Source organism: Enhygromyxa salina (genome assembly GCF_002994615.1).
Classification (GTDB): Bacteria; Myxococcota_A; Polyangia; order Nannocystales; family Nannocystaceae; genus Plesiocystis; species Plesiocystis salina_A.
Genome location: NZ_PVNK01000022.1, coordinates 21,539 through 32,694 on the forward strand (window position 1 = coordinate 21,539; position 11,156 = coordinate 32,694).

Consider the following 11,156-nt stretch of genomic DNA (forward strand, 5'->3'; position numbering starts at 1 on the left):
CTCAATCAAGCGTTTCGCGCGCCATCCTGGCCGCGACTTGGACGAGCGCCGGCCACGAGCTCCGCGGGATCTCACCGAGCCGCGCCCGGGACCACGCCGAGCCCATCGCGAGGATCGAGGACGGGCGCGTAGCGGCGGGTGCAGTCGACGGCCTCGGGCGCGGCGAGGTCCCCGGCCTCGAACGCCGCCGAGCAGTGCTCGCTGGCGTCGGGTCCGAAGCTGTGGAGGCGCAGGGTCTGGTCCTCGGGCAGCTCGCCGATCCACCAGATCGCCCAGCTCCAGCTCCCGCGCTCGACGGCGCGGGGGAACATCACGAACTCGGTCCCGCGCTCGTCCACGCTGACGCCCTCGCGTGAGAGCGGGGCCCAGCGTCCGTCGGCGTCGCGGACCTCGACGCGGACCGTGGGCCAGGTCGCGCCGTCCCAGCTCGGGGCCGCGCTGTCGAAGTGGAGGCGCGGCAGCGCGTCGAGCTCGGCCTCGACGCCGAGCTGCTCACGCAGGCGTTGGTCGAGCCGGTCGAGCGCGCGCCGGGTCCGAGCGTCGGGGCCGAGGGCGAACGCGCGGCGCAGGCCGGGGGCGACCCGGGCCGAGGGCCCCGCGCTGGTCGAGGCGACCGCGGCCTCGTCGACGCCGACCCTCTGGGCCAGCGCGGCGATCCGCTCGGTCATCAGCGCGCCCGCGTACTGACCCCAGAGCGTCGAGCCGCCCTCGTAGTGCTGCAGCGCGTACTCCTCGGGCGTGACGAAGTAGCTCATGTACTCACCCGCGAGCCCGATCGCCACGGGCCGCGGCGCCGCGGCCGGGCCGGTCGTGGCCACCGCCTGCCGGATCCGCATGCCCATGATCGTGGTGAACTCGCCCGGGAGGCCGACGATGCTCAGGGGCCCGACGCGGTGGACCGAGATCGGGACGACCTGCGGGATCATCGAGGGCGGGAACAGCGTCGTGAACAGGGCCGGCGGCATCACGGGCTTCTTCGCTCCGTGGCCGGGCCTGCGCTCGCGGGTGACGGTCTGCCCCTCCGAAAATCGCTCGTGGTGGCGCGTGCGCCCGTCCTCGGCGCCGACGAGGACCGCCTTGCCGCCGAGCGCTCGCCGGGCGGACACCGTCTGCGGGGGGCCGTCGATCGCTTGGCTGGCGAGCGCGACCCGCTCGAAGCCGCTCTCGATCGCCCCGCTGATCGAGCGCCCGCAGCCGGGCTCGTCGGCGAGCGCGGACTCGACGATCGCGGCGCCCAGCGTGGTCCCGAGCGCGAGCGCGTCGGCCCGGCCCTGCGTCCGCCAGTTGGGCGAGACGTCGCCCTCGGGCCCGTTGAACAGGGCCACGACAGGATCGCCGAGCTCCGGGCGTGCGCGGTGGAGGGCAGCCTCGGCGTGGGCCGTGGCGACCGCGAACAGGTCGCCGTTGTAGGCGTCGGTCGCGTTGATCATCGAGGTCGCGTGGACCGCGAAGAAGGCCGCGATCGCCAGGGCCTCGCCGTCGCGGTCTTCGATCCGCAGGGTCGTCAGGGTCGGGTCGACGGCCTGGCAGGGATCGACCCCCGCGGCCTCGGGCTCTCGATCGCGGGGGGCGTCGGGGCAGCGCGGGAGCTCGGCGTTGCCCGCGATGAGCAGCTCGGCCTCGGGGTTGTGCATGAAGGGCGCGACGCTGCGGTTGCGGACGACGAGCGGGACCGTGCGGCTGTCGAGGCGCAGCTGCGCGGGCGCGCGTCCGGCCGCGGCCTCGGCGACCGCCGCCGCGATCCGATCGACGAGGAACTCGAACAGCTCGGGATCGAAGCCCATGCGCCTCGACGCGACCCGGTTGTAGAGCCTGGTGGTCGAGAAGTTCGCCGGGCTGTGGTGCGTGTGCGTGGCCGACAAGAGCAGCTGCGCGCGGCCGATGTGCGTGAGCCCGTGATGCTCGCGCACGCGCTCGACGACGGCGTCGGCCAGGCCCGCCGGGATCGACCACAGATCGGCGACGGCCAGGACCAGGGGCTCGCCGTGCTCGTCCTCGACGTAGATCGCCCGGGCCCACAGCCGGGTCCAGACCCCGTACCCGGTCCCGCCTTCGAACGAGTGCCCGCCGAGCGGGACCCCGGCGATCGGCGTGATGTCGACCTTGGCCGCGCCGGCCAGGACCTCGCCCGATCCGGTCTGCGGCTCGGGGGCGGCGTGGATCGTGGGGCGCTCGACGCAGGCACCGAGGGTCGCGATCACGCACAGCACGACCAGGGCCAGGGCGCAGGGACGAGACATCTGCGCGAGGCTACCGAACAGCCCCGGACCGCGCGAGCGGGCGCGCCGGACAGCCAAGCCGTGGGCAGCCTCGAAGAGGTGGAAGCGGGTCCCCGGGGGCTACGGTTCCGCCAGGAACTTCAGATACCGGGCGTACTGCAAGTTTTGGCGACAAAGCCCTCGGCGAAGAGGCCAAGCGAGGCGGCGCGATGCATTGCACCCCGGGCTGCTAGGGGACGTCCATCACCGTCGGGGTCAGGTACACCCGCGTGGGCACGCGGGCGAGCTGGCCCCAGACGTCGTCCCCCCAACACCTGACCTCGCCGCTCTTCATCCGTGCGCAGGTGTGCTCGTTTCCGGCCGCGAGCTCGACGACGTCATCGGGGAGGTCCGGGACCGGTTTCCACTCGGTCGTCTCGCTGTAGGGGTTGTCGCCCCAGCAGCGCACGGCCCCGCCCGAGCTCAGCGCGCAGTGGTGCTGGCCCCCAGCCACGAGCTGCGTGATCTTGTCGAGGTCCAGATCCTTGGTGTCCGACGATTTGTAGTGGTTGGCCTTGGGCGTGCGCCCGTCCGTGCTCCACTCGGTCTCGGTCTGCCCGACCCAGCAGCTGACCTTGCCCGACTTTCGCAGCGCGCAGTCGCTATAGCTCGAGCTCGAGACCGCCACGGCGTCGCGGATGCCCGCGATCTTCGTGAACTCTCGGGGGGGCGGCTGGTCGTTCCAGGAGTAGAGCTCCCCGAAGCAGCTGACCTGGCCGCTGCCGTGGGCGACGCAGCCGCGCATGTTCGACGTGGACACGTCGATCGGCGCCTTGATCTGGCGATCGACCTCGAGCAGGCCGAACGACTGCCCGCAGCTCAGCGCGGCCTTGCGGCCCGTGCCCGCGATCGTGCACAGGGGCGTGGGCCCGGCCGCGAAGGTGTGGACCTCGGGGATCGCGGTGCTCGGGGTGAAGGTCGGGGCGCCCGTGCTCTGGGCGTTCCAGTTGCCACACTGCAGCGCGCCGCCCGAGCGCAGGAAGCACGCCTCCCAGCCGGTGCTGAAGGAGACGATGTCTCCGCTGGTCGGCAGCGCGAGCACGCTGGGCTTCGAGACCTCGGCGATGCCGATCTGGTCGAGCGTGTCACTGCCCCAGCAGCGCAGCGCGCTGGTGTCGTCGACGGCACAGGTCGTGCGTCCGAACGCCGCGATCGAGCTGGCCTTCAGATCGGGGACCACGTGGGCGTGGCTATCGTCGCGGCCGAGGGCCTCGCCGCGGTCGAAGCCCCAGCAGGCGATGCGATCGTCACGGGTCAGTGCGCACGACAGATCCTCCGCGACCGCCAGCTCGACGACGCCGTCGAGACCGGCGACCGGGGCCGCGGACTCGCGCGTCGTCGAGCCGCCGTCCCCGAGCTGGCCATAGACGTTGCGACCCCAGCACTGCGCGCGCCCGTCGACCGTCCGCGCGCACGCGTGGGTCCGCGTGGTCGCCAGCTCCGCGAGGCCCCGGGCGTCGGAGATCTCGCGCATGCCGATGTCCTGCTCGCGTATCAGCGACAACAGGTCCTGGGTGCTGCACACGGTCTTGCCGTCGCCACGCAGCACGCACAGGGTGTTCCAGCCCAAGAGCGCGAGGTCGAGGGCGCCGCGAAAGCGACCGACCTCGAGCACGTCGGGGAAGTCCTGCTCGTCGAGCTCGGTCGGCGGCTGGCCGCCGCTTGCCTGACCTTGCTTGAACTGACCTTGCTTGAACTGAGTGTCGTAGCGATGCCAGCTTTTGATCTCCTGGCCCCAGCACACGACGTCGCCCTGGCCCGTCAGCCCGCACGCGAGGCCGTCGCCCACGGTCATGGCCACGGCGCCGCTGAGGCGCGGCCGCGGGACGCCGAACTCCTCGGCGCCCCAGCACCACAGCTCACCGCCCGCGAGCATCGCGCACGACTCGCCGTCGCCGATCTCGAGCTCGACGGCGTCGGTGATGCCCGCGACGTCGTAGACGTGCTGCGATCCCCATCGAACCGCGCCCCAGCACCGGACCCGGCCGTCTTCGACCACCGCGCACGCGCGCGAGCTCGCCGTCGAGATGCGCCGCGCGTCGTGAACCAGCTCGATGCGCGAGGCCGGGCCCCACTTGCGGGTGCCGTAGACCGCGGGGTCGCTCGGCGGCTGGTCCGGGAGCTCGCGCAGCTCCATCTCCGCCGCCGGCCCGCGCCCCCAACAAAACACCGAGCCCGTGCGCTCGACCGCGCAACCGAACTCGGGCTCGATCGAGATGTCGACCCAACGGGATTTGGACTGGGCCTCGGCGGGGTCCTCGTCGGTCTCTGGCGCACGCAGCTCGGGGGTGACCGTGGAGCCTGGGTTCAGGTCTGCCGTGGGTCGTGGCGTGCATGCGGCCAGCGCAGCGCTGGCGAGGAGCAGGACCGGGCACCTGGCAGACATGACGCGATGCTATCGCGGGGCTGACCGGGACGCCTGCTTCGGCACCGGGCGCGACCTTCCACCGACATTGCAGTGATGGCACCGAAATATCGCTGCAACTCGCACGTCGGGGTAGAGTGTTCGGCGTGCCGGATCTCGTGGAGCTTCTCAACGAAATATCGGTGGCATTCGCACTCAGCAGCAACCTGCGGACGCTGCTGCCCCGGCTAGCCCCGGCGATGGCGCGGCACCTTCCGGTCGTCGAGGTCGAGGCTCTCCATCTCGACCGTGAAGGCCAGTCTGTGCAGATAGCGGCACACGCGCCAGAGTCAGGCCGCTGCTGGATCGGACAGCGTTCTGCTCGTTTTCTCCATCGCCAGGCCATCCGGGGCGCGGTCTGGTGTGACGAGGTCGAGCCCGCGAGGGTCGCGATGACGCCCGTCGCGGCACGCCTGAAGATCATGGTTGGGCACGCAGGGCTGCTCTCGATCGGGTTTGAGACGGATATTTCGGTGGAAGGTGGAGCCACATCCAACACCGAAATATGGGTGAGCAGTCTTCAAGGTCACTGCGCTCGGCTGGGTCAGCTCGACGCCACGGCACGCCGCTGTCGACATGCCCATCGTGAAGTCACACAAGTCACACAAGACACAGAAGACACCGAGACTTCGGTGAAAGACCGCAGCGAGCCTGGCACCGATATTCCGGTGAGAACGCTCGATGCAGCGATCATTGACTGCATCTCCAGCGCACTACAAGCAACTGGAGGCCAGATCTACGGGAAGGCGGGCGCCGCGAAGTTGCTGGGTCTCAAGCCCAGCACCCTTCAAAGCAAGATGCGAAGGCTCGGAATCGCGCGTAGCGACTTCGTCTCGAGCTCTTAGGTAAAGCCCAGATCGGCGTCGAGGCGAGCCTGGGCATGAGCGATCTCCGCGCGTTGGCGCTCGTCGTCCCAGGCGAGCTCCGAGGCCATGCGAGCGGCGAGCGGCGCGATCGCCGCTCGCGGGTCGAGGCCGTAGAGCGGCAGCCGTGTGCGTCGGTAGAGCAGATCCTCGAGCTTGGCCGCACCCTCGCGCGCGACCGCCCACGGGACCTCGCCCTCGACACAGGTGGCGCCCGGGTAGAGCGGCTGGGCCCCGAGCGCGAGGACCTGCTCGGCCTCGGTCCCGAACAGACGCGCGAGGCGGCCGGCGGTCGGCTCGTCGAGGTCGTGGGTCTGACCGAGGTGGCTGGCCAGCGCTTTGAGATCGCCGTCGAAGTCGCCGCCGGGCAGCGGCGGCTCGTCGCCTGGCTCGGGCAGCGCTCGGCCGAGGCCCTCGGCGACCGAGTCGAGCACCCTTCGGGCCATGCCGCGGTAGCCGGTGAGCTTGCCGCCGGCGACCGAGAGGATCCCGAGGGGCCCGAGCAGCAACTCGTCGCGGCGGGACAGCTCGGCCGGGTTCTTCTTGGTTGGGTCGGCGATCAGCGGGCGCAAGCCGGCCCACGCCCCGACGATGTCGCCGGGCCCGAGCGGCCCGCAGCTGAAGTAGTCGGAGACCGGCGCGAGCAGATAGTCGACGTCCTCGCGCTCGATCGTTGGCCAGACCTCCGCGCCGGGCTCGTAGGTCGTGTCGGTCGTGCCGATGTAGACCACGTCGCCGCGACGGATCGCGAAGATCCGGCGCTTGTCGCTGGTGTCGAGGACCAGGAGGTTGCGAACCGGCAGCTTCGACGCCGGGATCGAGATGTGGATGCCCTTGCTCAGGTGCAGCAGCGGCGAGGCTGCGGGGTTCTCGAGCCGCTGGATGGCCTCGACCCAGGGGCCGGCGGCGTTGACGATCATCCGGCCCTGGACGCTGAGCAGCTCGCCGCTGAGTTCGCAGCGGGCCTCGACGCCGATCGCCCGGTCGCCGCTGCGCAGCAGCCCGACGACGGGGGCATGGTTGATGAGCGTGGCCCCGGCCGCGGCCGCCGAGCGCAAGTTGGCCAGGACCAGGCGCGCGTCGTCGGTCAGGTACTCGCGGTAGGCGAGGGCGTGGGGGAACTTCCGCCGATCGAGGACGGGCTCCTTCTCGGCCAGCGTCGAGCCGCTCCATGCTCGGTGCCCGTCCTTGCGATCGACGGCGCCCAGGCGCTCGTAGGTCGTGACCGCGATGCGCAGGCTGTAGAGCTTGGTCCGCCCGGACATCGGCATGACCATCCAGCGGGGCTCGCACAGGTGCGGGGCGGCCTTGTAGATCTCTTTGCGCTCGAGCGCGGTCTTGCGGACCAGGTTGATCTCGCCGCGCTCGAGGTAGCGCAGGCCGCCGTGGATCAGCTTCGAGGAGCGGCTCGATGTGCCCGAGGCGAAGTCGGCGGCCTCGAGCAGGGCCACGCTCAGGCCGCGTCGGGCGGCGTCGCGGGCGATGCCTGCGCCGGTGATGCCGCCGCCGATCACGATCAGATCGAAGCTCTCGCGCGCGAGCGCCGAGAGCGTCGACCCGCGCTCGTGGGTGGAGATAGTCGCGATGCTCATTGCCCTCGCCCTCATTGACCTCGGGAGTGTGTCAGGGCCCGAGCACGTCGGCCATCTCGGCCAACAGGAACTCGTTCTCGGCCGCGAGCCCCAAGGTGAGCCGGAAGTAGGCGTCGTAGGTCTGACCGTTGGCTGGCTCGAACACCTTGATGCTGATGCCGCGCTGCTCGAGCTTGGATTTGAGCTCGGCGCCCCGGCGGCCGTCGGTGAACCGACACAGCACGAAGTTGGCCTGCGAGGGGAACGCCTGGAGCCCGGCAAATTTGGCGAGCCCGGCGTAGAGCTGCGCACGCCCGAGGCGCGCCTGCTCCCGGATGAAGGGCAGGTGCTCCGGGTCCTCGAGCGCAGCGACCCCGATCTGCTCTTGCAGGGTCCCGAGCCGATAGTTCGTCAGCTGCTTTTCGAGCGCGGTCACGAAGCTGGGCTTGGCCAGGAGGTAGCCGATGCGCACGGCGGCGAGGCCGTAGGCGAACGAGAAGGTCCGGCTGACCATCAAGTTGGGGTAGCGCCCGACGAGATCGGCGAAGTACTCGTGGGCGTCGGGATCGAGGTAGTGAACGTAGGCCTCGTCGATCCAAAACCGGGCCTCGGGGAAGCGCTCGATCAGGGGGATCATCTGCTCCCGGGTCACGAGCACGTTGCCCGTGGGGTTGTTGGGGTTGACGATGTAGACCAGGCCGAGGCGGCGCTCGAGGTGGCGCTCGAGCCGGTCGACGTCGAAGCTGAAGTCGTCGCCCGGATCGAGCGGCAGCATGTCGACGTGCATCCCGCCTTCGGCGGCCTTCTTGGGCACCTTCGAGTAGGTGAAGCGCGGCGTGATGATCGGGAACCCGTCGCGCTTGACGACGTGACGCAGGACCCGGCGGGGCGAGTCGAGCACGCGCTGCTTGAGCAGGTAGGGGATCGCTAGCTTGAGGATCGGGCCGGTACCGTTGTGCAGAAATACGTTCTCGGGCTCGACCCCGTCGGCGCGCGCGATCGCTTCGCGTAGCGGCGTGTTGTCGGGCGAGGAGTAGTTGCGAAAATCGGTCCGCTCGCTGTAGCGCCGAAGCACCTCGAGGCAGCGCTGCGGTGCGTAGGTGCCGTCGTTGAGCCCCAGGTTCAGGGGCAGGGTCACGCCGACAGGCGTGGTCGCACGGTCTTGCGTCGGGCTGAACATGCAGGTCCTTGGCGACGCATCAAACCACTTTGCGAGCCGGCACTGAACCTCCTGTATCGCGGCGTCAGCGAACGAGGCTCAAACCGTCCGGAGCGGCCTCTAAGTGGCCTTGCTGTGCACTGCTGAACACACCCGACGCATTCACCTGCACACCTTCACTCGCCGTGAAATGCGTTCACACGGGTGGCCGACCGGAGCTCAGCCGACGCGTCGACTCGTCGCGTGGATCGGCGTGGCGGCGGCGACGCGGCGGTGCTCCTGAAGGTCGTCGGCGCCGATCACCTGCGGCGCCGGAGGCAGCCGCGTCTGGTCGGCCGCTCGATCCATCGCCCCGAGCGAGGCGACCGTCAGCAGCGCACCTGGGACGACCGCCGCGAGCACGGGGGCATGGAGCACGAGCAGCAAGGGGATCAGGAGCAGCGCGAGGAAGCCGAGTTTCATCGGGCGCTTGGGATGACCTGGGGCGGTGGCGTTCATGGCGGGCGTCGCAACAGTGTGTTCGATGGCGGCGAGGTCAAGTTCCGCGTCTGTCGCCTATCGCAAACCATCTCGGCGCGCGCGCCGGAGCAACAACCGTGGCCGCTGGCTGATCGAGTTGCGACCCACTTAAAATCACAGAGCGAGTTGCCATGATTTGAATTGATCGTAGATCTAATGAGCACCCTTACCGTTGCAACCTCCGTTATGCACTCATCTGCCCCAAAACAAGCTGAGTCCGAGTTTGACAACCTCCTCGGCCAACTCGTCGACGAGTTGGCGATGACCCCGCCGAGCCAGTCGGCTGTCGCGTTGGTCTCCGAGCCCGATCCGCCACCTGCGGCGCACGTGGGCTCGACCAGCGAGATGGCCGCCGAGGCGGCCGCCGCGGCCGGTGTGCTGCCGCCCGCGCCGGCCCAATCCAACGCCACGGTCAAGGTCGTCGGGATCATCGCAGCGTCGCTGACCGTGGTCGCGGTCGCGGCGCTGGTGACCTTTGGCGGTGGTGGTGACCAGGCCGAGCCCACCGACGACGCCCCGGTTGTCACCGAAGCTGCGTCTGCACAAGATCAAGAGCGCCTGGAGGCGGCCGCTGCCGCGAATCGGCTGGCGGCCGAGAAGGCCCAGGCGGCCGCGATGCTCGCCGAGCGGGCCGAGATTGACGCCGAGTACGCACGTGTCGAGGCCGCGCGACTGAAGGCCGAGCTCGAGGCCCAGGCCAAGAAGGCCAAGACCAAGACCAAGTCCAAGACTCGCCAGCAGTCACGCAAGGCCAAGCCCAAGCCCACCAAGCCCGCGCTCGGCAGCGACTTCGGGGATCTGTAGCCCCGACCTGGGCTGCTGGGCTTGGCTGTTGGCCCGGCGCGTTGTAGACCGCGCGCGATGGGCCGCAGGCGTCGACGCAAGCCAAAGTGGGTACCCGAGCGCGCGATCGTGGGTGAACTCGACCGCCGCGGTCGCGCGGTCGTGGCCGCGGGTGAGGATGGCCGTCCGCGCGAGGCCCATGTCGACGGCGCCCTGCCGGGCGAGTCCATCGAGTATCTCCGCTGCGACCGCGAGGGGCCGGTCGACGCGGCGCGGACGCTCGAGGTGCTCGAGCCTGCGCCCGATCGCGTCGCCGCCCGCTGTCCTCACTACGGGGTCTGCGGCGGCTGCTCGCTGATGCACATGGATCCCGACGCCCAGGTCGCGTTCAAGCAGGCGACCTTGCTCGCGGACTTCGCGAGCCACGGCGTCGAGCCCGAGCGCGTGCTGCCGGCCCTGCGCGGGCCGACGTGGCGCTACCGTCGGCGCGCGAGGCTCGGCGCCAAGCTCGTGCCGGGCAAGGGCAAGGTGGTGGTCGGCTTCCGCGAAAAAGATCGTCGCTTCATCGCGGATCTCTCGACCTGTGAGATCTTGGCTGGCCCCGCTCAGGGGCCGCTGGCGGACGACCCGGGCCGGCTGATCAGCGCGCTGTCCGAGCTGATCGGATCGCTGAGCATCGCGGCGAGGACGCCGCAGATCGAGGTCTCCGCCGGAGATCGGGAGCTGGCGCTGGTCCTGCGTGTGCTCGATCCCCCGAGCGCCGAGGATCTCGACCGCCTCCGGGCCTTCGCTGCGCAGTACGAGCTGCGGATCTTCCTCCAGCCCAAAGGCCTCGACACCGTCGCGCCGCTCGAGACCGGACGCGAGCTGCTCCACTACGGGCTGCCCGACTTCGAGGTCGAGCTCGGCTTTCGCCCGACGGACTTCGTCCAGATCAACGCGCCGCTCAATCGCGCCATGATCGCGCGCGTCGTCGAGCTGCTCGAGCTCGAGGCCGATCACCGGGTCCTCGACCTCTTTTGTGGGCTCGGCAACTTCAGCCTCGCGCTGGCTCGGCGGGCGGCGCAGGTCGTGGGCGTCGAGGGCGACGCGGCGCTGGTCGAGCGCGCGCAGGCCAACGCGGCGGCCAACGCGATGACCAACCTCAGCTTCGAGCAGCGCGATCTCTACAAGGAGCCCGGGGCCTTCGAGTGGCCCGGCGGGCCCTTCGACCGCGTGCTCCTCGATCCGCCCCGCTCGGGGGCGGCGGGCATCGTCGAGCACTTCGAGGCGATCGCGGCGCCGCGTGTGGTCTACGTCGCGTGCTCGCCCGAGACCCTGGCTCGCGACGCCGCCACGCTGTGCTCACGCCACGGCTATCGGCTCGCGGCGGCCGGGGTCATGGACATGTTCCCCCACACCGCGCACGTCGAGTCGATCGCGCTGTTCGAGCGCTAGCAGCCCGGGGTGCAATGCCTCGCGCCGCCTCGCTTGGCCTTTTCGCCGAGGGCTTTGTCGCCAAAACTTGCAGTACGCCCGGTACAGCGGCGTTTTGGCTTCGCGCCCTCGGCGAAAAATCCGGCGCGAGGCGACACGATGCATTGCACCCCGGGCTGCTAG

At 70.2% G+C, this 11,156-nt stretch carries 8 protein-coding genes; 3 read left to right on the forward strand and 5 right to left on the reverse strand.

Annotated elements, in window-relative coordinates; all coding sequences use genetic code 11:
* Positions 1-71 precede the first annotated feature (71 nt).
* Together ENSA5_RS02360 and ENSA5_RS02365 are read right to left on the reverse strand one after the other, a co-directional pair.
* On the reverse strand, positions 72-2,240 hold the full coding sequence (locus ENSA5_RS02360; RefSeq protein ID WP_146155229.1) for a neutral/alkaline non-lysosomal ceramidase N-terminal domain-containing protein: 2,169 nt from the start codon (positions 2,238-2,240) through the stop codon (positions 72-74).
* Positions 2,241-2,448: 208 nt separating this feature from the next.
* On the reverse strand, positions 2,449-4,644 hold the full coding sequence (locus ENSA5_RS02365; protein WP_106389922.1) for an RCC1 domain-containing protein: 2,196 nt from the start codon (positions 4,642-4,644) through the stop codon (positions 2,449-2,451).
* Positions 4,645-4,769: 125 nt separating this feature from the next.
* On the opposite strand from ENSA5_RS02365, the gene ENSA5_RS02370 reads away from it, so the two are divergent.
* A complete protein-coding gene (locus tag ENSA5_RS02370) occupies positions 4,770-5,507 on the forward strand; it encodes a hypothetical protein (RefSeq protein ID WP_219906715.1) in 738 nt (245 codons plus the stop codon).
* Here ENSA5_RS02370 and ENSA5_RS02375 read toward each other — a convergent pair.
* The 3 genes from ENSA5_RS02375 to ENSA5_RS02385 form a co-directional block, all read right to left on the reverse strand.
* Positions 5,504-7,117 (reverse strand): glycerol-3-phosphate dehydrogenase/oxidase, encoded by a 1,614-nt coding sequence (locus tag ENSA5_RS02375; protein WP_181197234.1) that lies wholly within the window; start codon positions 7,115-7,117, stop codon positions 5,504-5,506. The genes ENSA5_RS02370 and ENSA5_RS02375 overlap by 4 nt on opposite strands.
* Before the next feature lie 31 nt (positions 7,118-7,148).
* A complete protein-coding gene (locus ENSA5_RS02380) occupies positions 7,149-8,276 on the reverse strand; it encodes a pyridoxal phosphate-dependent aminotransferase (RefSeq protein WP_106389925.1) in 1,128 nt (375 codons plus the stop codon).
* Positions 8,277-8,474: 198 nt separating this feature from the next.
* Positions 8,475-8,717, reverse strand: a complete 243-nt coding sequence (locus ENSA5_RS02385; protein ID WP_181197240.1) for a hypothetical protein — start codon at positions 8,715-8,717, stop codon at positions 8,475-8,477.
* 243 nt (positions 8,718-8,960) lie between these two features.
* Here ENSA5_RS02385 and ENSA5_RS02390 point away from each other — a divergent pair, with 243 nt between their 5' ends.
* Positions 8,961-9,578 (forward strand): hypothetical protein, encoded by a 618-nt coding sequence (locus tag ENSA5_RS02390; RefSeq protein WP_106389927.1) that lies wholly within the window; start codon positions 8,961-8,963, stop codon positions 9,576-9,578.
* Between the two features lie 57 nt (positions 9,579-9,635).
* Positions 9,636-10,994: a 23S rRNA (uracil(1939)-C(5))-methyltransferase RlmD gene (gene rlmD / locus ENSA5_RS02395; protein WP_106389928.1), complete on the forward strand. Its 1,359-nt coding sequence runs from the start codon at positions 9,636-9,638 to the stop codon at positions 10,992-10,994.
* Positions 10,995-11,156 lie beyond the last annotated feature (162 nt).

Excerpts from the sequence above, each read along its gene's own strand:
- ENSA5_RS02365 (WP_106389922.1), bottom strand. The coding sequence starts at position 4,644 with ATGTCTGCCAGGTGCCCGGTCCTGCTCCTCGCCAGCGCTGCGCTGGCC.
- ENSA5_RS02390 (WP_106389927.1), top strand. The coding sequence starts at position 8,961 with ATGCACTCATCTGCCCCAAAACAAGCTGAGTCCGAGTTTGACAACCTC.
- rlmD (WP_106389928.1), top strand. The coding sequence starts at position 9,636 with ATGGGCCGCAGGCGTCGACGCAAGCCAAAGTGGGTACCCGAGCGCGCG.
- ENSA5_RS02360 (WP_146155229.1), bottom strand. The coding sequence starts at position 2,240 with ATGTCTCGTCCCTGCGCCCTGGCCCTGGTCGTGCTGTGCGTGATCGCG.
- ENSA5_RS02380 (WP_106389925.1), bottom strand. The coding sequence starts at position 8,276 with ATGTTCAGCCCGACGCAAGACCGTGCGACCACGCCTGTCGGCGTGACC.
- ENSA5_RS02385 (WP_181197240.1), bottom strand. The coding sequence starts at position 8,717 with ATGAAACTCGGCTTCCTCGCGCTGCTCCTGATCCCCTTGCTGCTCGTG.
- ENSA5_RS02375 (WP_181197234.1), bottom strand. The coding sequence starts at position 7,117 with ATGAGCATCGCGACTATCTCCACCCACGAGCGCGGGTCGACGCTCTCG.